Below are 24,199 nucleotides of genomic sequence, written 5' to 3'. Positions count from 1 at the left end.
GGCTTATTTTTAATAATAAATATAAAATCAAAATTGTGAAACTATTAAAAATATATATCAATTCATTCAAAGGGCTCTCAGTGGAAAGCTGGATGCTTGCACTGGTGATGCTGATTAACCGGTCGGGTTCCATGGTACTGCCTTTTCTGGGCGTGTACATGACCGATCATTTGAAATTTGACATTAAAAGTGCCGGAATCGTTCTCAGCTTTTTCGGAATCGGTTCGGTAATCGGTTCCTGGATCGGAGGAATGATTACGGATAGAATCGGAGAATTCAAGGTGCAGAGTATGAGCCTGTTCCTGAGTGTTCCCATGTTTTGCCTGATTCCTCTTTTTCATACCGAGGTCGGGTTAGCGGCGATTATTTTTATCCAGAGCTCCATCAGTGAAGCTTTCCGGCCAGCCAATTCTGTCGCGGTTTCCAAATATGCCAAGCCCGGAAACATTACGCGGGCATTTTCACTGAACCGCATGGCCGTCAACCTGGGGTTTTCCGTAGGCCCTGCGCTGGGTGGGATTTTAGCTGCGATTTCGTATGATTTCCTGTTTTATTCCAATGCTGTGGGTGCTTTGCTGGCGGGATTAACCTATGTTTTCTTTTTCAGGAACCGAAGCTACAGAAACAAGGAAAAGTCTGACCGGGCAATGTCTGATAAGGCGGTGTCTCCTTATAAAGATTCAAGGTTTATTCTTTTCGCAGCAGCCTGTTTCCTGTTTTCCGTATGTTTTTTTCAGATATTGAATACACTCACCATCTTCTACAAGCAGGAAGCCCGCCTTTCTGCGGAGAAAATAGGCTATATCCTGGGATTCAGCGGAGTGATTGTTGTCATCATGGAAATGATTCTGGTACAGATTGCCGAAAGATACCTGAATCTGAAAACCACCATGCTGCTGGGAACGCTTTTCTGTGCCGTTTCCTTTGGAATGCTGGCGGCAGGAACTTCTATATGGATCCTCGTAGTTTCTATTACCATTCTGAGTCTTGGAGAGATCTGGGCACTTCCGTTTATGGCTACTATTACGTCGCTCCGTTCGGGAACCCATAATAAAGGCGCTTATATGGGATTGCTGGGAATTGCTTTTTCACTTTCATTCATCATCATCCCTTCGCTGGGGACTTTTGTAGCAGAACATTTCGGGTTTACCTTTTTATGGTCAGCCACAGGAATTATTCTCGGAATAACAGCAATCGCGTTCTACTATATTATTCCATGGATGATCGGAGATAAAAAAGAATCGCATTAAAGAAATGAAAACAATTTTAAATAAAGAGTCCGGTGTTTTACCGGGCTTTTTTCTTTAGATTTAACCTGAGTATTGTTAAACAATTAATGTTTCCTTTAGATCAACCTAAAAATTCTGAAACACATACGTACTCTTTGAGATTAAATTAAAAACTTTAGTTTAAATATACCCTTATTGTAAAGGAAAGTACGGTTTTTGCATAGCATCAGGCAATGACAAAACTCTATTTTTTACTTCCCTTGTTTTCGGCTTCAATACTGCTGGCTCAGCAGAACGACTCGATAGGTCTGATTTCTGAAGTCCGTATTGATGCTTACAAAAAACCAACGGCTTTTATCTCTTCTACAAAATCTGTTTCTGTAGTTTCCGAAAATTTGCTTATCCAGAACCCGCCGGAAAGGATGCTCGAATCCATCAACCAGATTGCTGGCGCGAGAATGGAGGAGCGTTCACCAGGCAGCTACCGGATTTCATTGCGTGGAAGTACGTTGAGGTCACCTTTCGGCGTACGGAATGTCAAAGTGTATCTGGATGATTTTATTCTGTCCGATGCTTCGGGAAATACCTATTTTAATGTGATCTCCCCGGAACTTATCGACCGGATGGAAATTTATAAAGGCCCGGAAAGCGGGGATTACGGAGCAGCTACAGGAGGGACTGTTCTCTTGAAAACAAAAAGGTCAGATCAGATTTCAGCAAACCTTTCGGCCGGGAGCTACGGAACTTTCAACCAGAGTTTCGATCTTTCAAAACAGCTCGGAAAACATTTTGTCGAGGTTTTTCAGAACTATTACCAGACCGATTCTTACCGGGAACAGGCTAAAGTTCAGAGGAAGCAGGTTTTCATTAAAGATCATTTCAAATATTCCGAAACAGGCCTGCTGAAAGCCATGCTGATGTATTCCGATCTCGACTACCAGACGCCGGGCGGACTGACGCTGGAACAGATGGCTGCCGACCGTAGACAAGCCAGGCCGGCAACAAAAACAGTGCCCGGCGCTAAACAGCAGGATGCCGGCATCCGCAATAAGATGCTCCTGGCCGGCCTTTCACACGAATTCAACATCACCCCGGAATTTTCCCACTTTGTTATGGTCCAAGGTTCGTATGTTGATTTTGAAAATCCGTTCATTACCAATTTTGAAAACCGTTTTGAAAAGAATGTTGCCCTCAGGACGCATTTTAATTATGAGAAAAACTGGAATTCGGTTTCATTGGCTTACCGTCTGGGATTTGAAGGAGGCATCAATGATATTTTAGTTAAAAATTATGATAATAACAAAGGGATCGAAGGGAAGCCCCAGAATTTCGATCGGCTTAAAAATACATCCGGATTTTACTTTTTATCCCAAAAGCTGAATATTGGCGAACGGCTGTTTACGGATATTTCCGTCAGTTTAAATTCAAATGCCTACCATTGGGAACGGCAGTATCCGCGGGAAGAAAATGGAAAAGTAAGATTCAGAAACCAGTGGCTTCCGAATTTCGGCGTCGTTTATCTTCTGGGAAAAGGTTTTTCCGTACGTGGAAAAATTGGGAAGGGGAATTCTGCTCCGACAAATGAAGAGATCCGCTCCTCGACACAGCAGTTCAATGCAGATCTGAGGCCTGAATTCGGATGGAACAGGGAAGCCGGCATTAGAAAACAGTTTGGAAATTCTATTTTTATTGAAGGAAGCTACTTCGATTTCCGGATGAAAGACGCCATTGTAAGAAGGCAGAACAAAGCCGGGCAGGAATATTTTGTGAATGCGGGAGAGACGGTTCAGAAAGGAATAGAAGTATTGCTCGAATCTAAAAATTTTGATTTAAGAAATGATTTTGTGAGCCGGTTCAAATTTAGGTTTTCAGGAAGTTTCTATGATTTTAAATTTAAAAATTACCGGCAGAATGAAAATGATTTTTCCGGGAATGATCTTACCGGAGTACCGGAAGCCACCATCAACAGTTTGCTGAACTTTACTTTCTTCAGAAAACTGTCGGTTGACTATTCTCATTTTTATACTTCAAAAATCCCTTTGAATGATGCCAACTCAGTATGGTCGGAGGCCTACCTGATCGGAAATATCCGTTTTGGCTTTCCGGTAGATCTGGATAAAACAAGGCTGAACTTATTTCTTCAGATCCAGAATGTATACAATGAAGACTATGTGCTGGGCTTTGATATCAACGCTTTCGGAAACCGTTATTACAATCCTGCGGCAAAAAGGAATTTTGTGTTTGGGGTGAAGGTTGACTTTTGACTGCAATCGATAAAGGAAATAAAACCACATAATTCATATGAGACTACTCAGTGGCTGAGCTCGTCGAAGCCAAATTTTGAAATATTTTAGAACACATCAGATGAAATCAAAGCTTTTCATTACAGCGCCCAGAATATTTTCTCATGTGCCATTCTGCAAGGATTAAAACCCGAATCTTTCCGTGCGGTTCTCTAATTATGTTGAGATCTCCTGCGGGGATGACAAGCGCGGTGTTGAAGCTTTTTTAGGGTTATTTTATATTCGTAATTTAAAGGAAAAGCGTCCCGGTGGCTGAGGCTACTCGAAGCCACGTCCTCATCCGTGAAAATCTGCGGAATCTGTGGGAATATCTATTTTGAAAGAATATGCTTCACAATCATCTCCGCATGAATCCTGGAGTTTTCAATAAACCACAAGTGGGTATCCTTTCCTCCGCAGACGACACCGGCCAGATACAAATCCGGAACGTTGGTCTCCATGGTTTCAGGGTGGTAAAAAGGGTTCAGGCATTCGCCCTGCAGCTCGATACCGGAATCTTTCAGGAAATCAAAATTGGGAAGATAGCCGGTCATGGCCAGTACAAAGTCATTTTCAATCTCATTGGGTTCTCCGTTTTTATCTTTAAAAATCACGGAATGCTCTTTAATTTCCAGCAATTCAGCTCTGAAATGTGCCTTGATGCTTCCTTCTGCAATCCGGTTTTCAATATCCGGTTTAACCCAATATTTTACACTGGGCGAAATTTCGTCATGACGGATGATCATGGTCACTTCAGCACCCTTCCGGTACGTTTCTAAAGCTGCATCCACCGCCGAATTGCTGGAACCTACCACTACAATTTTCTGTTTGGCATAAGGATAGGGCTCGGTATAATAATGTTTTACTTTGGGTAAACGTTCACCCGGAATATTCATAAGATTGGGAATATCATAAAATCCGGTAGAAATAATGACGTTCCGGGCGGCATATCTTCCTTTCGTTGTTTCAATGGTAAAAATCTCTTTTTCTTTGGAAACTTTTTCCACTTTTTCATACAGGTTGATGTTGATATTCCGTTGCCGGGCGATGCCCTGATAGTACTCCAGGGCTTCCTGCCGTCCCGGTTTAGGAGCGGTAGAAATGAAAGGAATTCCATCAATCTCCAGCTTCTCGGCCGTCGAGAAAAAACGCATGTATAAAGGATAGTTGTATAAGGAATTTACGATGGTTCCCTTTTCGATGACTAAATAGCTAAGGTTGTTTTTTCCGGCTTCCAGTGCACAGTTTAATCCGATAGGTCCGCCTCCGATAATAAGAATATCTAAAATTTCCATAAAACAAAATTACAAAAAACGATAAAGCAATAGGTTTAAACTCAGCAAAAACCGTACAATCGATGACTAAATCTGTTTTAAAGGCGAAAGTAAACGTAGAGATTTAAAAAATGTGGCATCTATTTTGGTAAACACTAAGGTTAAATATCGTGAAAAATATGAAAAAAGCAGTTCTTCTCTTATCTTTTCTGGCAGTCGTTTCCTGTAAGAAGAATCCGGAAAAATTTGTCAACGACAAAGCCGATTCCGCAAAAGCTTCACAGACAGAAAAAGTACAGGAAACATCGGTAGCCATCGATAAGGAAACTGCACTGAAAGCGGCCAATGAAGCGGTTCTTCAGGCATTACACGATAAAAATTATAAAAGATTTTCGGAATTCATCCATCCTGAAAAAGGCGTACGGTTTTCGATGTATGCCTTTGTAAGCCCTGAAGGCGACAAGCTTTTTTCCAAATCTGATTTTATAAAATACCAGCCGACAAAAACCATTTTTACCTGGGGATTGCTGGATGGTTCAGGAGATCCTTATCAGTCGACCATTACCGATTATCTGATCAAATGGGCCTATTCAAAAGATTTTGCAACCGGACAGGTGTCAATTAATGAATTTCAGGGAATGGGAAATTCACTGAACAATTTAAAAGAAATTTATCCTAAAGCTGATTTTACTGAAAATTTTGTCAAAGGTTCGGAATCCAATCCTGAAATGGACTGGAAATGCCTTCGGTTGGTCTTTGAACCGTTTCAGGGAAAATATTATCTGGTAGGGGTGGTCAATGACCAGTGGACGATTTAAGTCTCTACAGATTTTATATATTTTCACGGATAAAACGTGGCTTCAGCTCCGCTCAGCCGCCGGGGCGCTGTTCCTTAAATCTTTATGATTAAAATCTCTTACAAATTCCGAAGATTTTCAAAGCTGATAATGATTTGGTTTCGAGTGGCTTCAGCTACCGAATTTTTATATGGCTGATATGTTAAATTTTTCGGTTTAAAAAAGATCTAAAGTGTCAGCCAGCTTTTTCGTAAGGTTCCTTCTGGAAAACTGTTCGATGTTTTGGGTATTCTCTATCAGTTCATTTTTCTTCCAGAGCTCAAATTTTTCAAGGATAAAATCTTTGATGGTTTCGGTATCATCGTAGCTGAAATGTTTACCGGCTTTTGTGTCTTCAAGGATCCGTGCAACGTCGGCTCCGTCCGGTCCGAAAGAAATGATCTGTTTTCCCGTAGCAAGATATTCAAAAATTTTTCCCGGGATGATGCCTTTGGAAGAGGTATTGGGGAAATTGGTAATCAATAAAATATCCGAGGTCTGCATTTCGTCAATCGCTTTATCATGCGAAAGGTAACCCAGATTTGCAATATGGTTGTTTAAAACCGACTGTTCAATTGAGTTCAAAATTTTATCATCGATTCTTCCGGCAAATTTTAAAGTGAAATTTCCCGCAAAATCAGAATTCGTTTTCACCAGTTCATTCAAAGCTTTCCAGAGGTTTTCAGGATTTCTCAGTTGCTCTAAAACCCCGATGTAACTGAGGGTGAACTTCCGTTGCTGATCGTCAGCTGTCGACTTATGGCTTTGGGAGCTGGCATCGGCTTCATCAAATCCGTTAGTAATGCAGATGGCATGGGCTCCATTTTTTTTGAAGTTTTCAGCATCGGTGTAACTGGTTGCGAGGGTAATATCTGCATTTCTGAAGACTTCGCCTTCCAGCTTCCGGTGCTTCCGGTCGGAGCTTTTTGTAAGCTTTAAATGTTTATAATATGAAATTTCGGTCCACGGATCGCGGAAATCGGCAATCCATTTCAGATCGGGAAACTTTTCTTTCAGTGCTAAGCCCATAAGGTGCAGCGAATGCGGTGGCCCCGAAGTAACCACGACATCGATTTTGTTTTCTCTTAAATAATGTCCCAAAAATTTAACGGAAGGTTTTACCCAGAACACTCTTGCGTCAGGGATGAAAAAATTTCCTCGTACCCAGATCGAAAGCCTGGATTTCCAGCTTTGGTTGTTGCCTACATCAAATTGTCCGGCTTTGAACTTTTTATTGCTTTTATTCAGCTTTTCAGCTAGCTGATACGGCTCCCAGATTTTTGTTTTTACAATCTCAAGACCTTTCGGAACATCTTTTAGCAGGCTTTTATCCAGCAAAGGGTAGCTAGGATTTTCCGGGGTATAAATTACAGGGGTCCAGCCGTTCTCCGGCAGGTACTTGGCAAATTTCAGCCATCTTTGAACACCAGGGCCTCCCGCAGGAGGCCAGTAATAGGTGATGATGAGTATTTTTTTTTGTTCCACTGTTTTAGCTATGAGATTTTTATTCCTGAATTATTTTAGCTTTTCTTTTGTCTCTTTTGCGGTAAAGAAAATAAATTCCAAGTCCGCTTAAAATAATAAATAATCCGAAACAGATCAGTGAAATCCATTTTCCTTTTTCGATAACTTCCGGTTCGAAGACCATTCTTACATGGTGGCCTCCTGCAGGAACGTGCACGGCACGCAACAGGTAGTCGGCTTTAATGTAAGGTACTTCTTTTTCATCCACAAAAACCTTCCAGCCATGAGGATAATAAATCTCCGAAAATACGGCCAGCTGTGGGGTTTTAGACTGAGACCTGAATTCCAGTTCGTTCGGTTGGTATTTCGTTAAATTAATAAAGGCTGTTGAATCGGGCTGAACCGGTTTTCCTTCAAAATATTTCCTGTCGGAAGCGGCGATAACGGCGGTTTTTTTACTGTTGACGGTTCCGATTGCCTTAATTTCCTGGTTCGGGGAGTCTGCAAATTTCAGGTCGCTTACAAACCAGGCATTTCCATTGGCTTTTGGGTTCGGGATAGCTTGTGGCTGCTCCGGTCCGCCTAAGACCAGGTATTTGGCGTTCAGAAGATTCAGGATATTTGGAACTTTTACCGAGTCCATCGTCTGGAAATATTCATTGATTACATCATCGTATCTTCTCAGTTTTACCGCGTGGTATCCTCCTATAGAAGATTTAAAGTAAGAAGTATTTGTCTCACTGAATGTTCCCAGAATATTGTTGAAAACCCGGTAGTGGGTTTTGTCTTTTTCAGCAATGGTTTCCAGAGCTTTGTTGACATTGACATTGGCTAAAATTGATTCCAGATTCGGATTTCCCTGAGCTTTTTCAGCCAGCAGATCTGAGCTTTCTGTCTGGAAAGGGTTTTCGGCAAAGATCTTATCTACGTAGTTTTCATCATTCAGATACCGTTTATTCACCGTCCATAAGTCGAATAAACTAACCACACCGATAATCACCATAGCGATGTTCTGGTTCAGCTTTTGTTTTAAAGCCATGAATAAAGCAGCAACGGTAATCGCCACATAGAAGAAGGCTTTAATGGCATCGATCCTGAACATTTTAAATCGTTCATCTACCAGATAATCCAATAGGAAAGGAGGCAGGTAGGTCTTTTCATTTTCTGTCTGGAAACCTAAAAGAGATTTTCCGAAGAGCAGCAGGATGAGGACAAAACCTAAGGTCCCGCCGCCCACGTACAGAAGAATTTTCTGTTTGTATTCTTTGGTTAATTCGTTATCTGTAAAGAACCTGTACAATCCGATAATGGCGATTAAAGGGAATAATAATTCCACTACCACCAATATGGAAGACGGCGCCCTGAATTTATTATAAAAAGGAATGAAATCAATAAAGAAGTCGGAAAGCGCCATGAAGTTGCTTCCCCATGCGAGGAAAACAGTCAGAATGGAAGCTCCGAGAATCCAGTAGCGGTACTTTTTCCAGGCAAAGAAAAATCCCAGCAATGCCAGGAAACAGACAACAGCTCCCTGATAGGCCGGTCCGGAAGTTCCCGGTTGATCGCCCCAGTAGGTAAGGTTTCCGAATCCTTTGGATATCCTGTCCATTTCAGTTTGTGAACCTACATTTTCCTGGACCATTTCCTGGATTTTCGCCATCATTTCCTTTCCTTCCGGTTCCTGGCTTCCGCCGCCCATCAGTCTTGGAATGAAAAGATTTAGGGTTTCCAGCTTTCCGTAACTCCACATCAGCATGCTTTCCTTATCCATCCCCGAGTCTCCTCCGGTATGGCTTTCATTAGTCAGGATTTGCTTTCCGCGGACAGTTTCTTTAATATATTCCGAATTGGCCATGATCCTTTGAGAATTCATTCCTACCCCTATTAAACAGGAGACTGCAATAATTCCGGAAGAGATCAAAAAGTGTTTTACCGGCGTTTTTTTCTGAATGGTTCTGATTAATTCGGATAGGAATAAAAATCCCAAGGCCAGGAAAAGATAATACGTCATCTGCGGGTGGTTCGCGGCAATCTGAAGCCCCATAAAGAGGGTAGTGACGATGAATCCCCAAATGTATTCTTTCCGGATATAGACCAGCAGGATTCCGGCTAAAAGCGGGGCGAAATATTCAATGGTATTGATTTTACCATTGTGTCCGGCCGCAATAGCGATGTAAAAATAGGTGGAAAGACTGAAGAAAGTGGCTCCTAAAAGGGCATATTTCCAATTCCTTACCACAACCATTCCCAACAGGAAAAAACCTGCTGCAAGCAGGAAAAGATAATTGACGGGCCGTGGAAAGAAGTTCAGTTTGGAGTCGATGTTTTTAATAATATCTCCTTCAAACCGGCTTCCCATCTGGTACGTCGGCATCCCGCCGAACATGGAGTCGCTCCAGTAGGTTTCCTTTCCGGCAGCATCTCTATAATCGAGGAGTTCTTTGGCCCCGCCGCGATACTGCACAATATCATGCTGGAAAAGCTGTTTTCCCGTAATGACGGGCGTGGAGTATAAAAATGCTAAAACGATAAATACAACTAATGAAATTGCAATATAAATCAGGTTTTTATTTTTCGCCATGTGGATGGTTATAATCTTTACTTTTAGGAATGGTTATTTTTTGTCCTTATTTTCTTTTACCTCTTCATAGTCTACGGTTTCCGCATCCCAGTTGAGGCCCTGGTTATTCTTGTCAGAGTTTTGTAGATCCGGCTTGCTATTATTGTTCTGGTTATTGAATCGGTAACTGTAAAAGGTCTTGAAGAAAATTCTTTTAAGAACATTCCAAACAAAGAAAATAATAATGGCGCTGAGTACAAGCTCAAGAATATATTTCATAATTTTATGTAAGGTTTTACGTTAAAGTCCGGTTTTGCAGACCGCCGGTCAGGCGGATACGTGCTCAAACTCTTCAACCCTAAAGTCATGTATTTACTTAGCCGTAGGGTTTACCATGACAGAAGAATTGGAAACACTGGTCATCGACTGTGATTCTTTTCCTTTCGAAATACTTTCAATCTGGGTGGTCTTTACGGAAATATTCTGGTTTTTGATCCATCCCGTATTCTGGTCAAACTTAATGGTTCCATTCTGCGTCAGTTCGCTGCTTAAGCTGTGGGTAACATCGCCCTGGTTCTGCTTTTCTACCTTTTTAGGAATTCCTCCTGTTACTGAAATCTCTACTACACCGTTTCCTGCGCTTTTCAGCGTATAATTCGAGGTTACTTTGATTCTTCCCTGGGCGTCGGCATTTTCACTGTTGGACCATTTTCCTCCGATCTTGGCTCCTTTTTTAGGGATGATCGTCAGGTTTTTGGTGAACTGGTCTTTCAATACTTTTTCATTAAACGATTCTTTAAGGCTGGCCACTACGCTTTCTTTTTGGTTTTTGTCCTTAATCAGTGTTCCTACCGAGTTGGCCACTTTGTTGTAAACTGCATCGAATCCGGTAATGGAAATCACGTTTCCTTTGGTATCCATTTTCATGTTCAGTTTGTTTCCTGTCAGTGCCCTGTTGATGTTCCAGATCATTTTCAGGTCGTCTTCTTTCGGGATCGGCAATTTGGTATCTACAACGAGGGTTTTTCCCTGAGCCGTCTGCGAGTTTCTTTTGGCGATCAGGTTCAGGGTAATGTCATAAACATTTCCTTTGATGTCGTTTACCGTAAAAGACATTTCGTCTGTAGATTCGCTGGTAGCGTTGATGGTTTTCCCGTTAGGATCCGTCATGGTCTTGGTATCTCTCTGATAGGTGGTCAGAGGATAGGTTTTTCCTTTTTCCAGCTTAAAAGTCTGCGTATAAACGCCTGCAGAATCTTTAATCGCCGGATTTTCTTCCACTTTGGCTACGGAGTCGGCCGGAACTTCCACGGTGATGGTTTTTCCGGTTTTAGGATCTACTTTCGTTATTTTTGCCGTTTCTTTTTTGTTGCACGAAACTAAAGCTATGGTTGAGATCAGCGCTAATGCTGCTATGTTTTTCATTTAAATTTTTTTAATGTTTGTTGAATTAATTGGCTTTGGTGAATTTCTGTCGTACCGCTTCATATAAAATCGCCCCGCAGGCAACAGAAACATTCAAAGATTGTGTTTTTCCTTCAATCGGAAGTTTTATTTTTTCATCAGCATGATGCAGAACCTCTTTGGAAATTCCGGTTTCCTCATTCCCCATCACAATAGCGGAAGGCTCGGTAAAATCGACATCATAAATCAGTTTTTCTGCTTTTTCGCTGGCGGCATACACGGAAATTCCGCTCTGCTGAAGGAAATCCACAACATGGGCCAGGTTCGGGGCCTTGCATATTTTTACATTGTATAAAGCACCGGCCGAAGTTTTAATGGCATCCGAATTGATCGGTGCCGCTCCTTTTTCAGGGATGATTACGGCGTCAACACCAACACATTCGGCTGTTCTGCAGATCGCTCCGAAATTTCTGACGTCGGTCAGCCGGTCTAAAATCAACAGGAAAGGGGTCTTTCCTTCTTCAAAAAGCTGAGGCACGATATCCTCCACTTTGTGAAAAGGAACATCCGAAATAAAGGCGACTACCCCCTGGTGGTTCTTTCTGGTAAAACGGTTCAGTTTTTCAACCGGAACGTAGTTCGGACGTATTTTATTTTGAGCTAAAATAGCTTTAAGTTCAGCATAAATCGGCCCCTGCAGCGCATTCTGCACGAAGACCTTGTCAATTGTTTTTCCCGCTTCAATAGCTTCAATCACGGGACGTAATCCAAAGATGAAATCGTCTTTCATTAAGTAAGTTTTATGTTTAAGGTTCAAAGTTTAATGTTTAAAGTTTTTAAGATTTATACTTTGTTCCTCTTAAATCGGTCATGTTCAAATATTTAATAAATGAGCTTATTTTTCTGCTCAATATCTCCGTCTGTTCTTTTAAAATTTTAAATTTTTCTTCAGAAATAAAACTTCTGTCAAAAACTCAGTATAACTGTAATCTGGTTTCGCCGCATGACGCTTTTTGCAATGGAAAGAAATTGTACAAACTCCTTGTTACCATTTCTTTCAAACCCTTCGGCTATATTATCCATTATCGATCCTGACGAACCATCAATCTGATTGCTGAGTTTAAAATTATTTTTAAGGTTTGTAGATTCGATCATGTTGTAAATTTCTCTGCAAAGCCCCCTGGCCAATTGCCAGATTTCCAAATCTTCAAATTTATTGATCGTTGCCATAAACTTTAAACTTTAAACCCAAAACCTTGAACAGTTAATATTTCTCACCTAAAATGGCCCTTTTCTGTGCCAGCGCGTATCCATAGTGCAGTCCTTCATGCATATTGTTGAAGATGATCGCATCCTGGATGCTTTTCAGATCCATTCCGAAGCTGGTGGTATAGGGGGTATAATCTGAAAACAGGTCGCTGTCGTAATCCTTCATCAGGATTTTCGAAGTTTCCGTCAGCAGGAACTCCAGATCTTCCACTTCCGATTTCTGGACGTCCAGATTCGGCAGGGTCCCTTTTTTGTAGGTCTCGATCCAGTACTTGTCGATTCTGAAAGGGTTTCCGCTCAGGTAATAATGCAGAAGCTGCTGGGTCGCAACCGTATGGGCAATATTCCAGTACAGGTTGTTATTGAAACCATCCGGAATCAGCAAAAGATCTTCGTGCGAAGTATTCTGTAGGATATCGAGAAGATTCTTCCGGACCTGCCGGTGCGCTTGAAAATGATAATTCATTTTGCAAATTTTTAATCACCAAAAATAGTTTAATAAACTGGAAATGACAATTTTTGAGAGGGGCATTGAATTAAAATTTATATATTTTTATGAAAAACAGAAACCATAGCCCTGAATTCTAAAGTGTACAAGAGTTTGGGATCTCGTATTAATCGTGGAATATTTAACAAACTTTAACTCAAAGATGGCATTTTTTGTGTTGATTAATGCAAGTATTTATTAGAAATTTACCAATTATTTTAAATAAGACTATGTCAGATACATATCAGGCGGATGATATTCGTCAGCTAACGGAACAGGTAAAGGAAGCCAACTTCTATTTTTCCCGCCTTCGCGAAGAAATCAACAAAGTAATTATCGGTCAGGAATATATGATCGACCGTCTTTTGATAGGACTTTTAGGGAATGGACACGTCCTTCTGGAAGGAGTTCCGGGACTGGCGAAAACCCTGGCGATCAAAACTTTGGCGGATGCGGTTCACGGAGAATTTTCGAGAATCCAGTTTACGCCGGATCTGTTGCCTGCAGACGTTGTGGGAACCATGATCTATAATGTGAAAGACAACGATTTTTCCATTAAAAGAGGGCCGGTGTTTGCCAATTTTGTACTGGCCGATGAGATCAACCGGGCTCCTGCTAAAGTGCAGTCGGCGTTGTTGGAGGTGATGCAGGAAAAGCAGGTGACGATTGGTGATGAGACCATGAAACTGCCGAAGCCTTTCCTTGTACTGGCTACCCAGAACCCGATCGATCAGGAAGGAACCTACCTGCTTCCGGAAGCCCAGAGCGACCGTTTTATGCTGAAATGCACGATCGATTATCCTAAGTTTGAAGATGAAAGGCTGGTAATGCGGATGGTTTCCACTTCGCATCAGCCGACAGTGAAACCGGTGATTTCTCTGGAGCATATTGTTGCGGCAAAAGAGCTGATTAACCAGATTTATCTTGACGAAAAAATTGAGAAATATATCCTGGATATGGTATTCGCTACACGTTTTCCTGAGAATTACGGATTGGCCGAACTGAAAAACTATATTGGTTTCGGAGCTTCCCCGAGGGCATCCATTAACCTGGCGATTGCTTCCAGAGCCTATGCGTTCCTGAGAGGAAGGGCTTTTGTTATTCCGGAAGATGTGAAAGCATTAGCCAAAGATGTGCTGAGACACAGAATTGGTTTAACCTTTGAGGCAGAAGCGGAAGAAATTTCCTCAGAAGAAATCGTAAACAGAATTTTAGCGAAAATCCAGGCTCCGTAATGGGTGAAGTGACCATACGGAAAGCCGTTTGTGAAGATTGCGCGCCGATGCTGGAACTGATTAAAGAACTGGCAGACTATGAAAAGGCACTGCATGAAGTCACATTAACGCTGGAACAATTTACGGAAGACGGATTCGGAAAGGCTCCGGTCTGGGGTGCTTTCGTTGCAGAGGCTGGCGGAAAAATTGTCGGGATTTCTTTGTATTACGACCGGTATTCAACCTGGAAGGGCAGAAGGCTGTACCTGGAGGATCTGGTGGTGACGGAAGGGATGAGGGGAAATCAGATCGGCAGAAAGTTATTTGAAGCCACAATGGAATACGGAAAATCCGGGAATTACAGCGGAATGGTTTTCCAGGTGCTGAACTGGAACCAACCTGCCATTAATTTCTATAAAAAATACAGTCCGAAATTTGATGACGAATGGTTCAATGTATCGATTGAGTTTAAGGTTTAAAGTTCAAATTTTAAGGTCTAAGCGTTGGTAATGAAGATTAAATCTGAAATCAACTTTGAATTTAAAATTAATGAAGTGCTATGCAGATAAAAGATATTGTAAAAAAAGTAAAGCAGATTGAGATCCGTACCCGGAAGAAGACGGAGGCTACTTTAATGGGGCAATATCACAGTGCTTTTAAAGGGCAGGGAATGACTTTTTCGGAAGTCCGCCCGTACCAGTTCGGTGATGAGATCCGAAGAATTGACTGGAACAAGACTGCCCGTTTCCGGGAGCCGTTCGTGAAAGTCATGGAGGAGGAGCGGGAACTGACGATGATGCTGCTCGTCGATATTTCGGCGTCTATGGATTACGGGACCAAAAACCAGCTGAAAAGGGAATATGTGGCAGAGATTGCTGCAAGTCTTGGATTTTCAGCGGCGGGAAATAACGATAAAGTGGGACTGATTCTGTTTGCAGATAAAGTTTACAAGGTTATTCCTCCACAAAAAGGAAGAAAGCATATCCTGTCGATTATCAGCATGATCCTGAGGGCAGATTATGTTCCAGCCGTGTCAAAAATTGATAAAGCCCTGGAATACATGATGGGGATTTTTAAAAGAAAATCGCTGGTTTTCCTTTTTTCGGATTTTGAAGATGAATACGATTCCAAAATGCTGAGGGTGGCTTCTAAAAAACATCAGCTGTTGGGCATGCGGATTTACGATGAAAAAGATAATGAAATTCCGGATGTGGGCTATACGCTGCTGTATGATGCGGAAACCGGAAAGCAGGTTTGGGCCAATACGTCCAGCGCGAGATGGAGGTATACCTTTGCAGAAGCCCAGAAGCAGAAGCTGAAAGCATTGGAAGAGGATTTTTCCAACAGTTCCGCAAGTTTTATGAATGTGAATACGGGAGCCGATTATTCCAGACTGCTGTACGGTTATTTTCAGAAAAAATAATTCAACGGAATGGGCGGGGCCCATTTTAAAATGTATTGAAATTGAAAAAAATAATATTAATATTCTGTTTTTTACTCTGTGCAAATGCGTTTTCACAGATCCTTTCCTCCAGCGTGGAAAAGAAAACCATTGCTTTGGGAGAAGTGAACCATCTCGTCGTGACGATCAATAATATCCACGATGAAAAAGTTTCCGCCGCTCCCCAGAACGAACTGCTTCCTTTTCATTTCGAGGAAATTAAAGACAGTATTGCCCAGACACAGGACATTTATTACAGGAGGATCGAGTTTACCGTTTTTGATGAAGGGAAATTTACGATTCCGGAACTGGAATTTAAAGTAGCAGGAAAAGTTCTGAAGACCATCCCTTATGAAATTGATGTCATCAATACGGCTCAGAAAACGGATCCGATCAATGACATCATGAACAATAAAGAAGTAAAGCTTGAAGTAACCGACTACTGGGAACTGTACAAGTTTTATATTCTGGCTGCCATCGCACTGATCTGCCTTATTATTGCCATTATTATGTTTGTAAAATATGGACGCAGGAAAAAAAGTTCGCCGGTGGTTATGACCAACCAGACGCTGAAAGAACTGGATTCCCTGAAAAAGAAGAAATATGTGGAAACAGGAAATTATCGTTCGTTCTATGTGGAACTGATTGATATTTCGAGGAAATTTATCACTACCCAATACCGGCTACCGGCTGATGTGCTTCTGACGGATGATCTTGTGGATCTGATGAAGAAAAACAATACAATTTCCCAGGAAAATGAGCGCGTGGTAGAAGCGGTGTTTGTAAGGGGCGATCTTGTAAAATTTGCAAAGACGTTTCCGGACCAGCAGATGATGGAAAAGGACCTGGCAGATATTACGGCCTTTGTAAAGCGGTCATCAAAGGATTTGGAATTCGAAAACCTGAGAAAAGATGTTTAATTTTGAATTTTACAATCCATGGTTTTTACTTTTGTTTGTCCTTTTTATCCCACTTCTCTTCCGGGATATCAGCAAACAGAAAAGGAAAGGCATTAAGGTGCCGACGGTTAAAAATATGGGCGACAGTGGCGGAATCCACATTGTGATGTTTTTCCTGAAAATTTCGAAATACCTGATTCTGTCGGCTCTGATCATTGCCATGGCAAGACCGAGGACTTTTACGATTTCTCAGGACCGGGACGATACTAAAGGAATTGATATTATGCTTTCCGTAGACGTGTCGTTGAGTATGCTGGCTAAAGACCTTACCCCGGACCGTCTGACCGCTCTGAAAGATATCGCGGTTAAATTTGTCAATAAAAGACCGAATGACCGGATCGGGGTGGTAGCGTATTCCGGAGAAGCCTTTACAAAAGTTCCGGTAACTTCCGACCATCAGGTAGTGGTAGATGAATTGAACAGTTTGAATCCACTGGAATTGCAGCCGGGAACGGCGATCGGCGAAGGGCTTTCCGTAGCCGTTAACCATTTGAAAAACAGCAAGGCAAAGAGCAAGATTATCATCCTGATGACGGATGGGGTCAATACGATAGAAAATGCGATGCCGCCTGCTATTGCAGCGGAACTCGCCAAGAACAACGGAATAAAAGTCTATTCAATCGGGATCGGAACCAACGGATACGCCCTGATGCCGACACAGCAGGATATTTTCGGAGACCTGGTCTTTACGGAAGCGGAAGTGAAAATCGATGAACCGGTTTTAAAGGAAGTGGCCCAGATGACAGGTGGAAAATACTTTAGGGCCACGTCAAACAGCAGTCTTGAGGAAGTGTATGACGAGATCAACCAACTGGAGAAATCCGATGTAAAAGTAGCCAAACTCTTTAATTACCAGGAATATTTCAAGATCTTCCTTTGGGTAGCTTTGGGCTTGCTTCTCCTGGATGCTCTGCTGCGATGGGTATTTTATAAAATTTTAAGCTAATGGATTGGTATTTAGGTAATTATTGGTATTTGTTGTTGCTGCTGCTTTTGCCGCTGCTGGCTGCCTTTCTGATCCGTTATCTGAAATGGAAAAAGAAAAAGAGGATTCTTTTTGCAGACAGCCAGTTTCATGAGCATTTGTTTGAAAAAAAATCGGGTTTTACGAAATTCTTTCCGGCCTTTTATCTGCTGGCCGTTTTATTTCTGATTTTTTCAATCATCGACCTGCTGAGCGGTTCGGAAGAAATAAAAACCAGCCAGAAACTGAATAATGTTATTTTCATGATGGATGTTTCCAATTCCATGAATGCGGAAGATATTAACCCAAGCCGTCTGACTGAAGCAAAAAACCTGATGCTACAGACCATGCAGAAAATGAATAACGATAAAGTCGGGATTGTAATTTTTGCTGGACAGGCAACGTCGATTATGCCGTTAACGACCGATTACGGCTCAGCGGAAACCTATATTGGCGGTATCGAAACCAATTCCATGCAGATCCAGGGAACTGATTTTTTAAATGCAATGAAAATAGCCGTCGACAAATTTAAAAATGTAAGCAAAGACGGGAGGAAGGTTGTTCTGCTGAGCGATGGTGAAGATAACGAAGGAAATGATGACGCAGCAATCCGCTTAGCCAAGAAAGAAGGAATTATGATCACTTCCGTGGGGATCGGAACGGAAGAAGGAGCACCGGTACCGGAATATGTTTTCGGTCAGCTGATGGGATACAAAAGTGATATGAACGGGCAGACGGTTATTTCCAAAAGACAGACGGAAGCTCTCAGAAAAATGGCAGATGCTACCGGCGGAACCTATATCGACGGGAACAACGTCAGTGAAGCACCGGAGCGGATTCTGGATGCCTTAAGAAAGAAGTCCGGCTCCTCGGAAACAATGGTAAAATCCCAGAATGCCAACCACTATTACCAGTATTTCCTGGCGGTTTCCCTGTTTTTCTTCTTTCTGATTTATATTTTTAATCCTAAAAGAGATTTTAATCTTTAAAAGCAGGGGTCATGATCTCAGTTTCAGTCAATTACTTTAACCTACTTTTAACAAATAGCACGCTGTTTATTAACATATAAAGGAATAATTTTGCACTTAATGAATACTAAAATCATTTTTTTGTCGTTTATTACTGCTTTCCTATGCTCAGGCTTTGTATTTGGGCAGAAAAACTACCGTACGCTCGTATATGAAGGAAATGAAAAATTTAACGGCAAAGATTATGACGGTGCTTCAGTAAAATATCTGGAGGCCATCCGGAAGAGCAGCAAAGATTTTACAGGGCATTATAATTTAGGAAACGCATTGTATAAAAGCAAAAAGTACGAAGAGGCAAAAGTGGAATTTGAGACTGCACAGAAGCTCGCACAGACCCTTCCGGACAAAGCGGCTGCCCTTCATAATCTGGGGAACAGCTATATGCAGATGAAGAAGCCGGAAAAGGCGGCAGAAGTATACAGGCAATCACTGAAACAAAATCCTTACAGTGAAGCAACCAGGAAGAACTATGAAATTGCCAAGCTGAAGGAAAAAGAAAACCAGCAAAAGCAGCAGAAGAACAACTCCGGTAAAGGAGGCGGCGGTGGGAAGGACCAGCAACAAAATGATGATCAGAAAGGAGGCCCGAAAGACCAGAAACAGGACCAGGGGCAGGGGCAGCAAAATCAGGGAAAAGGTCAGGGAAACGACCCTAACAGGAATCAGAATAATGAAGGAAAGATCCCGAAGGGCCTCGAAAATCAGATACTCAATAAAGTAAGCGATAAAGAAAGAGAAACCGCCAAAAGGATTTTAAACAAAAATTCTTATTCGATGCCCGAGAGCAACGAGAAAGATTGGTGATGCAGAACAGAATTATTTACATATTGCTCTTTTTCACGTCCGTAATTGCTTACGGACAGGTAAATCTTACCGTAACGCCGGATAAAACGATCTATAATGGGAAAGATGTAGTAAACCTGAGTATTGTTCTGGAAATATCAGGCAGCGAATACAATCCGCAAACGAAACTTCGCCTGCCGGATTTTTCAAAATTCAACCTGATTGGTACAGGTTCCGTCAACAATGCTTTTATGGATCCGGAAACCAATACGGTGGTATCGCAGTCTGTTACCAGGCTCGCCCTTGAACCGAAGCAGAAAGGCAAGTTGAAAATAGGGTCGTTCCTGATCACCATCAACAATAAAATCTATAAGACCGAACCTTTTGAAATCCTGGTAAAGGACCTTGAAAAGAAGGCTGCAACAGCAGCCAATACTTCTAAAGACGTTTACCTGAATATGGAAATCGAAGACCGTGACGTCTATCAGGACCAGCCAACGGTTGCCGTACTGAAAGTATATTCCAGAAACATGGACAATTTCAGAAAGGTGAGGAACATCCGTCTTCCTGATCAGGAAAATATGGATGTTTTCCCGATCAGTTTTGCCAAATCAGAGATCGATCCTTCGGATAACGGAAGCATGGCCTCACAGATCCTGGCTGTTTTTATGGTATTCCCAAACGAAGCGGGCTATGTGGATATTCCGGGTGTTTCCGCTTCTCTGAATTCGTATACGCATAAGGAAAAACTTATTTCCAATAAAGTAAAGATCAACGTAAAGAAACTTCCCGAAGGCTCTCCCGATTGTTTTAAAAATGCAGTTGGAAACTTCAATGTAAGCGTTGCCAATATTTCAAAAGAAAAGGTTGAGGTTAAAAAACCGATGAATGTATTGGTAAAGGTAACCGGAGAAGGAAACCTGAAAAGCATGGAACTTCCGAAAATTGCAGCATCGCCGGATTATGAAGTCTTTGCTCCCAAAATTACCTCACGAGTGCTGGTAGGAACCGAAGGAATGAAAGGCGAAGTACTGGCAAATTATCTGGTGATTCCCAAAAAAGCAGGGGAGATTACCATCAGAACCGAGCATTTTGCATTTTTTGATCCGTCTAATAAAGAATATGTAGACCTGGGCGAGCAGTCTCTGGCAGTAAATGCTTTTTCTCACGACCAGATTCTTGAATCGCGTACCACTGTTGAAAGAGTAAACGAATACACCAATACATTTCTTGAGACGGTTAATACACCTGTCCTGAAAACAACTTCACTTAAAGTAAAGGAGAAAAGCAAGTTTCACTGGAACATCCTCTTTACCAATATTGCCATTCTGTTAGTCCTTTTCGTTGCTTATATCGGATTTAAAACATGGCAAAGAAAAAACCGATCTGTTAAAGAAACGGCAACTCCAAAACCGACGGGATCCATTGAGGAAACTGAAAGGGAAATCAGGGAAAGCCAGAAAACGGATATCAATGATTATTTCAGTTACCTGGAAAATCTTAAAGATCAGTCAGACTATGAGAAGTTTTTTCAGATCTTCGATGAGCTGGACAGAGAAGTGAAAAAGCAGTGTAAACAAGGGGCTGCCGGAGATTTTAGCCATATACTTGAAAATAATTACGGGCCTGCCGTTGCTGAAGAATACAGAAGCCTGATCCAGCGGGTGCAGATCGAAAAGTATGCTCCGGTAAAATCACCGGAAGCAATAGATGAACTTTTAACGGCAATTGTTAATTTGTATTCAAGAATTAGTAAATAATCGATTTATTTTCATATTTTTGCGAAATTCTTAATAACAAATAGATGGAAATTTTTAATCATTTTTCTATTAAAGAAATTGTAACCTGTTTCATGGTACTCTTTGCCGTGATTGATATTATCGGTTCTATACCGATTGTCGTAAGCCTGCAGCAGAAATACGGGCAGATCGAAGCAGAAAAAGCGACATTAACTGCAGGGGCCATTATGCTGGTTTTTCTTTTTGTAGGAAATAAAATCCTGAAGTTTATCGGAGTAGATGTAAATTCATTTGCCATTGCCGGTGCTTTTGTGATTTTTATCATTGCCTTGGAAATGATTCTGGGTATTGAGATCAACAAAACCTCAGAAGTGAAGGCCGCTTCCATTGTTCCTATTGCCTTTCCTCTGGTGGCAGGTGCCGGAACTTTAACCACCACGCTGTCCCTGAAAGCTGAATTTCACGATATTAATATTATTTTTGGGATTATTCTCAATACAATTTTCGTATATTTGGTGTTGAAATCGGCTACCTGGCTGGAGCGGAAAATGGGAGATGCCACATTGGCCATTCTGCAGAAGGTTTTCGGGATTATCCTGCTGGCGATTTCCATTAAATTATTTACAGCAAACTTTGCACAATTGGTGCAGAATTATATTAATTTTTAAGAATCATGCAGAAGTTTTATAAAGTATTTTTGGTAGTGTTTATCGTATTTATCGCGATTAATGTGTATGCCCTTGACTGGCAGTCTGATATGCTGTCTGAAGATAACTCCAAGTTTGTATTTTCCATTGCTGCGGCAGTGATCGGCCTGATGTTGCTTTTTGTAATGAATACATGGAGCAAAATCGGCATAAAAAAATAAATTTTAAAATTATTGATCGTTATAGGCCTCTTTCAGTTTTGGAAGGGGTTTTTTATTGCACTGATGACACGTATTGTATGGATGATGGTAGGTTTTGGCTCCGCTCAGCCAACAATGTATTAACTGTTGTTTATAAAAATTCAACACAAAGTTTGTCATCCCCGCAGGGGATCTAAATCTAGTATTAGAGAATCGCGTGGAAAAATTAGAGTTTAGATTTCTGCGGGATGAGAGACATGCTGGGAAACATTAATTTAAAAAACTAACACGATGTTTTATCTTTGGAGTAATCTGAGCAGTATTAGAGGAAGCATATAAAGATTGCGTTTTGATTTCTATGGATGGCAAAAGATCTCCCATAGATTCCACTGTTTTCAGCCGGCGCCGAGAATAAAAATCAAAGATCTTTTTAAACCTCTGTGCTTTTCAGCATCAATGGTTTTTATGATTTTTGTGGCAAAATCGCCTACATATTTTACGAATTTGACGGATGGTAATGGGGCTTCAAGTGCCTCAGCGCCTATTGCTACACCAGTTTTAGTAAAAAGAAGTGGACATTTATCCACTCACCATAAGGTTTCGGAAATCCAATTAGGAAGCCACTAGGTTTTTCAGGATGGCTCCGGATTTCAGCTCGGTTTCGGTCCATTCTTTTTCCGGGCTGCTCTGAGCCGTGATCCCGCCGCCGACAAATACATGAACGGAATTTCGATAAAGCCTGGCACACCGGAGGTTAACAAAGTACTGGACCATGTCTCCGGTTTCTATTTTAATATAACCGGCATAGAGTTCCCGGGGAAATTTTTCAAGCTTCTGAATACTTTCTTTACAGAATTCTTTCGGAATGCCGCAGACCGCCGGCGTAGGGTGCAGCTCCTGAATAATAGCATCAAGGTCTTCCGGCCGTATCTTGGCCTTAAAATCAGTACGGAGATGCTTGATATTCCCTGAGACATGATCATAAGTTTCGGATTCATCGGTGTTTTCGGAATATTTTTTTAAAATATTCCTGATATAAAGGGTGACCGGCTTCTGCTCTTCAATTTCCTTTTTCGACCAGCTTTCCGAAACAGGGAGCGTTCCGGCAAGGCTCATGGTTTCAAATTCGTGTGTTTTCTTGTGGAACTTTCCAAGTACTTCGGAAAAAGCCCCCATCCATGAATTTCTGCCATTTATAAAAATATACCGGAAAGCATTCGGATAGGTCCGGCATAGGTTTTTAAAGCTGTTTTCCAGATCGATTTCATTAAAGCCGGTGAATATTTTCCTTCTTGAATAGACAAGTTTCGGAAGTTCGTTTTCTTTGATAATCTCAATGGTTTTTTCCAGTTGACGGAGATATTCCGCTTTGGTTTCGACAGCAAAGCCGCTTTGGTCTTTAAAGAGGTTTTTGCTTGAAACCCTTATTTTTTCAGAATCTCCGGCTTTTACTTCAACAATATTTCCGGTAAATTCTATTTGGTTTAGACCGTCAAAAGCGTAAAATCCGATATTTTTTTGTCCGGAGCTTTCATTAGTGGAATACAGTTTCTCGTCGAATGGAAATTTGAAATAAATCATTGTCTAAAGGATTTGCAGAGATCAGAGTTGGAAAGGATATAGGAAATTCCGAAGCTGATTTTTCTTTGTGCAAAGGTATTATTCGTCTTAAAAATCTCAAAATTAAAGTCAGGGTTTTTTAGCGAAATATTTTTTATATGATACTGCTGATATTCGGCAGAAAGCAGAAACGCCTGAACATCCGGTATTGGACTCCAAGAGCAAATCCAAAATGAGTCTGGTTGCTTTTAAAATCATCCAGCCGGTTCAGAACATTATTTCTTATAAGATGCAGAAAAATGCAAAGGTTGCAGTCAGCACATAAAAAAAGCTCAATTTTTTTGAGCTTTATATTTTAATCTATCGGATTCTATTTCCTGATGATGGTATTGGTCATCGTCGTATGGCTGATCAATACTTGTTTTTCGTCGCGGATCTCGATTTCGGAGACGTGCATGGTTTTACCTTTTCGGATAAACCGCGCTACAGCCGTTACCGTTCCGTCTTTTTTGCTTTTCAGATGGTTGGTATTGATGTTGGTGCCTACGCCGAAATATTTTTCGCCGTCGATAAAGATATTGGAGAGGCTCGAACCCATGGTTTCGGCCAGTACACAGCTTGCCCCGCCGTGCATAATCCCGAAAGGCTGATGAATCCTGGGAAGAACCGGCATGGTAGCGGTTAAGGTTTCATTCTCAACATCAATATCCGTAAAACGGATTTCCAGTGTTTTGGCGAAGGTTTCACCGCCCCAGCTGTTGATAAATGCCAGTACTTCTTCCTTCGGTTGATCTTTAATATACATCTTTTATGAGTAATTAGTAATAGGTAATGAATAATTTTGCCAGTAGCCAGTAGC

General features: G+C 41.5%; 22 protein-coding genes and 1 pseudogene. 13 read left to right on the top strand and 10 right to left on the bottom strand.

Features of this window, described 5'->3' with window-relative positions; genetic code table 11:
- Positions 1 to 35 precede the first annotated feature (35 nt).
- Both FY557_RS10490 and FY557_RS10485 read left to right on the top strand, forming a co-directional pair.
- Positions 36 to 1,250, top strand: coding sequence for an MFS transporter (locus FY557_RS10490; protein ID WP_228451769.1), 1,215 nt, complete (start codon positions 36 to 38; stop codon positions 1,248 to 1,250).
- Positions 1,251 to 1,462: 212 nt separating this feature from the next.
- Positions 1,463 to 3,493, top strand: a complete 2,031-nt coding sequence (locus FY557_RS10485; RefSeq protein ID WP_149247205.1) for a TonB-dependent receptor — start codon at positions 1,463 to 1,465, stop codon at positions 3,491 to 3,493.
- Positions 3,494 to 3,843: 350 nt separating this feature from the next.
- On the opposite strand, the gene FY557_RS10480 is transcribed toward FY557_RS10485, so the two are convergent.
- Complete coding sequence (locus FY557_RS10480; RefSeq protein ID WP_149247204.1) at positions 3,844 to 4,806, bottom strand: YpdA family putative bacillithiol disulfide reductase; 963 nt, start codon at positions 4,804 to 4,806, stop codon at positions 3,844 to 3,846.
- Positions 4,807 to 4,964: 158 nt separating this feature from the next.
- Here FY557_RS10480 and FY557_RS10475 point away from each other — a divergent pair, with 158 nt between their 5' ends.
- Positions 4,965 to 5,603 (top strand): hypothetical protein, encoded by a 639-nt coding sequence (locus tag FY557_RS10475; RefSeq protein WP_149247203.1) that lies wholly within the window; start codon positions 4,965 to 4,967, stop codon positions 5,601 to 5,603.
- A 195-nt stretch (positions 5,604 to 5,798) separates the two neighbouring features.
- On the opposite strand, the gene FY557_RS10470 is transcribed toward FY557_RS10475, so the two are convergent.
- The 7 genes and pseudogenes from FY557_RS10470 to FY557_RS10440 form a co-directional block, all read right to left on the bottom strand.
- A complete protein-coding gene (locus FY557_RS10470; RefSeq protein ID WP_149247202.1) occupies positions 5,799 to 7,106 on the bottom strand; it encodes a glycosyltransferase family 4 protein in 1,308 nt (435 codons plus the stop codon).
- 19 nt (positions 7,107 to 7,125) lie between these two features.
- Complete coding sequence (locus FY557_RS10465) at positions 7,126 to 9,666, bottom strand: YfhO family protein (protein WP_149247201.1); 2,541 nt, start codon at positions 9,664 to 9,666, stop codon at positions 7,126 to 7,128.
- Between the two features lie 33 nt (positions 9,667 to 9,699).
- Positions 9,700 to 9,924 carry a hypothetical protein gene (locus FY557_RS10460; protein WP_185151702.1) on the bottom strand — a complete coding sequence of 75 codons (225 nt, stop codon included), beginning with the start codon at positions 9,922 to 9,924 and terminating at the stop codon, positions 9,700 to 9,702.
- Between the two features lie 93 nt (positions 9,925 to 10,017).
- Positions 10,018 to 11,070 (bottom strand): DUF6263 family protein, encoded by a 1,053-nt coding sequence (locus FY557_RS10455; RefSeq protein WP_149247199.1) that lies wholly within the window; start codon positions 11,068 to 11,070, stop codon positions 10,018 to 10,020.
- 25 nt (positions 11,071 to 11,095) lie between these two features.
- A complete protein-coding gene (gene rlmB, locus FY557_RS10450; RefSeq protein WP_149247198.1) occupies positions 11,096 to 11,839 on the bottom strand; it encodes a 23S rRNA (guanosine(2251)-2'-O)-methyltransferase RlmB in 744 nt (247 codons plus the stop codon).
- Positions 11,840 to 11,885: 46 nt separating this feature from the next.
- Positions 11,886 to 12,279 (bottom strand): annotated as a pseudogene (locus tag FY557_RS10445) (four helix bundle protein).
- Positions 12,280 to 12,313: 34 nt separating this feature from the next.
- Positions 12,314 to 12,784, bottom strand: a complete 471-nt coding sequence (locus FY557_RS10440) for a DinB family protein (RefSeq protein ID WP_149247197.1) — start codon at positions 12,782 to 12,784, stop codon at positions 12,314 to 12,316.
- Between the two features lie 251 nt (positions 12,785 to 13,035).
- On the opposite strand from FY557_RS10440, the gene FY557_RS10435 reads away from it, so the two are divergent.
- From FY557_RS10435 to FY557_RS10390, 10 genes are all read left to right on the top strand, one after another.
- On the top strand, positions 13,036 to 14,040 hold the full coding sequence (locus FY557_RS10435) for an AAA family ATPase (RefSeq protein ID WP_149247196.1): 1,005 nt from the start codon (positions 13,036 to 13,038) through the stop codon (positions 14,038 to 14,040).
- Entirely contained in the window at positions 14,040 to 14,498 is a 459-nt protein-coding gene (locus FY557_RS10430) for a GNAT family N-acetyltransferase (protein ID WP_149247195.1), read from the top strand. The genes FY557_RS10435 and FY557_RS10430 overlap by 1 nt, the downstream gene beginning before the upstream one ends.
- Positions 14,499 to 14,578: 80 nt before the next feature.
- Positions 14,579 to 15,442, top strand: a complete 864-nt coding sequence (locus FY557_RS10425; protein ID WP_149247194.1) for a DUF58 domain-containing protein — start codon at positions 14,579 to 14,581, stop codon at positions 15,440 to 15,442.
- A gap of 41 nt (positions 15,443 to 15,483) precedes the next feature.
- A complete protein-coding gene (locus tag FY557_RS10420; protein WP_149247193.1) occupies positions 15,484 to 16,380 on the top strand; it encodes a BatD family protein in 897 nt (298 codons plus the stop codon).
- Positions 16,373 to 17,365, top strand: coding sequence for a vWA domain-containing protein (locus FY557_RS10415; protein WP_149247192.1), 993 nt, complete (start codon positions 16,373 to 16,375; stop codon positions 17,363 to 17,365). Before FY557_RS10420 ends, FY557_RS10415 begins: the two co-directional genes overlap by 8 nt.
- Positions 17,365 to 18,372 carry a vWA domain-containing protein gene (locus tag FY557_RS10410; RefSeq protein ID WP_149247191.1) on the top strand — a complete coding sequence of 336 codons (1,008 nt, stop codon included), beginning with the start codon at positions 17,365 to 17,367 and terminating at the stop codon, positions 18,370 to 18,372. Before FY557_RS10415 ends, FY557_RS10410 begins: the two co-directional genes overlap by 1 nt.
- A gap of 99 nt (positions 18,373 to 18,471) precedes the next feature.
- Positions 18,472 to 19,215 carry a tetratricopeptide repeat protein gene (locus FY557_RS10405; RefSeq protein ID WP_149247190.1) on the top strand — a complete coding sequence of 248 codons (744 nt, stop codon included), beginning with the start codon at positions 18,472 to 18,474 and terminating at the stop codon, positions 19,213 to 19,215.
- Positions 19,215 to 20,954, top strand: a complete 1,740-nt coding sequence (locus FY557_RS10400) for a BatD family protein (protein ID WP_149247189.1) — start codon at positions 19,215 to 19,217, stop codon at positions 20,952 to 20,954. The genes FY557_RS10405 and FY557_RS10400 overlap by 1 nt, the downstream gene beginning before the upstream one ends.
- A 44-nt stretch (positions 20,955 to 20,998) precedes the next feature.
- Complete coding sequence (locus FY557_RS10395) at positions 20,999 to 21,601, top strand: MarC family protein (RefSeq protein WP_149247188.1); 603 nt, start codon at positions 20,999 to 21,001, stop codon at positions 21,599 to 21,601.
- Between the two features lie 5 nt (positions 21,602 to 21,606).
- Positions 21,607 to 21,801: a hypothetical protein gene (locus tag FY557_RS10390; protein WP_149247187.1), complete on the top strand. Its 195-nt coding sequence runs from the start codon at positions 21,607 to 21,609 to the stop codon at positions 21,799 to 21,801.
- Between the two features lie 591 nt (positions 21,802 to 22,392).
- On the opposite strand, the gene FY557_RS10385 is transcribed toward FY557_RS10390, so the two are convergent.
- Together FY557_RS10385 and FY557_RS10380 are read right to left on the bottom strand one after the other, a co-directional pair.
- Positions 22,393 to 23,361 (bottom strand): chorismate-binding protein, encoded by a 969-nt coding sequence (locus FY557_RS10385; RefSeq protein WP_149247186.1) that lies wholly within the window; start codon positions 23,359 to 23,361, stop codon positions 22,393 to 22,395.
- Positions 23,362 to 23,710: 349 nt separating this feature from the next.
- Positions 23,711 to 24,145 (bottom strand): PaaI family thioesterase, encoded by a 435-nt coding sequence (locus FY557_RS10380; RefSeq protein ID WP_410495891.1) that lies wholly within the window; start codon positions 24,143 to 24,145, stop codon positions 23,711 to 23,713.
- Positions 24,146 to 24,199 lie beyond the last annotated feature (54 nt).

Origin of the sequence: Chryseobacterium sp. SN22, assembly GCF_008329705.1 — a bacterium.
In the GTDB taxonomy this organism is placed as follows: Bacteria; Bacteroidota; Bacteroidia; order Flavobacteriales; family Weeksellaceae; genus Chryseobacterium.
The sequence above is the reverse complement of the archived record's forward strand: the minus strand, read 5'-3'. Positions and strand labels throughout refer to the sequence as shown.

Coding starts and splice junctions, on each gene's coding strand:
- FY557_RS10435 (WP_149247196.1), top strand. CDS start 13,036: ATGTCAGATACATATCAGGCGGATGATATTCGTCAGCTAACGGAACAG.
- FY557_RS10415 (WP_149247192.1), top strand. CDS start 16,373: ATGTTTAATTTTGAATTTTACAATCCATGGTTTTTACTTTTGTTTGTC.
- FY557_RS10400 (WP_149247189.1), top strand. CDS start 19,215: ATGCAGAACAGAATTATTTACATATTGCTCTTTTTCACGTCCGTAATT.
- FY557_RS10405 (WP_149247190.1), top strand. CDS start 18,472: ATGAATACTAAAATCATTTTTTTGTCGTTTATTACTGCTTTCCTATGC.
- FY557_RS10475 (WP_149247203.1), top strand. CDS start 4,965: ATGAAAAAAGCAGTTCTTCTCTTATCTTTTCTGGCAGTCGTTTCCTGT.
- FY557_RS10480 (WP_149247204.1), bottom strand. CDS start 4,806: ATGGAAATTTTAGATATTCTTATTATCGGAGGCGGACCTATCGGATTA.
- FY557_RS10410 (WP_149247191.1), top strand. CDS start 17,365: ATGGATTGGTATTTAGGTAATTATTGGTATTTGTTGTTGCTGCTGCTT.
- FY557_RS10390 (WP_149247187.1), top strand. CDS start 21,607: ATGCAGAAGTTTTATAAAGTATTTTTGGTAGTGTTTATCGTATTTATC.
- FY557_RS10425 (WP_149247194.1), top strand. CDS start 14,579: ATGCAGATAAAAGATATTGTAAAAAAAGTAAAGCAGATTGAGATCCGT.
- FY557_RS10465 (WP_149247201.1), bottom strand. CDS start 9,666: ATGGCGAAAAATAAAAACCTGATTTATATTGCAATTTCATTAGTTGTA.
- FY557_RS10485 (WP_149247205.1), top strand. CDS start 1,463: ATGACAAAACTCTATTTTTTACTTCCCTTGTTTTCGGCTTCAATACTG.
- FY557_RS10385 (WP_149247186.1), bottom strand. CDS start 23,361: ATGATTTATTTCAAATTTCCATTCGACGAGAAACTGTATTCCACTAAT.
- FY557_RS10430 (WP_149247195.1), top strand. CDS start 14,040: ATGGGTGAAGTGACCATACGGAAAGCCGTTTGTGAAGATTGCGCGCCG.
- FY557_RS10440 (WP_149247197.1), bottom strand. CDS start 12,784: ATGAATTATCATTTTCAAGCGCACCGGCAGGTCCGGAAGAATCTTCTC.
- rlmB (WP_149247198.1), bottom strand. CDS start 11,839: ATGAAAGACGATTTCATCTTTGGATTACGTCCCGTGATTGAAGCTATT.
- FY557_RS10460 (WP_185151702.1), bottom strand. CDS start 9,924: ATGAAATATATTCTTGAGCTTGTACTCAGCGCCATTATTATTTTCTTT.
- FY557_RS10455 (WP_149247199.1), bottom strand. CDS start 11,070: ATGAAAAACATAGCAGCATTAGCGCTGATCTCAACCATAGCTTTAGTT.
- FY557_RS10395 (WP_149247188.1), top strand. CDS start 20,999: ATGGAAATTTTTAATCATTTTTCTATTAAAGAAATTGTAACCTGTTTC.
- FY557_RS10380 (WP_410495891.1), bottom strand. CDS start 24,145: ATGTATATTAAAGATCAACCGAAGGAAGAAGTACTGGCATTTATCAAC.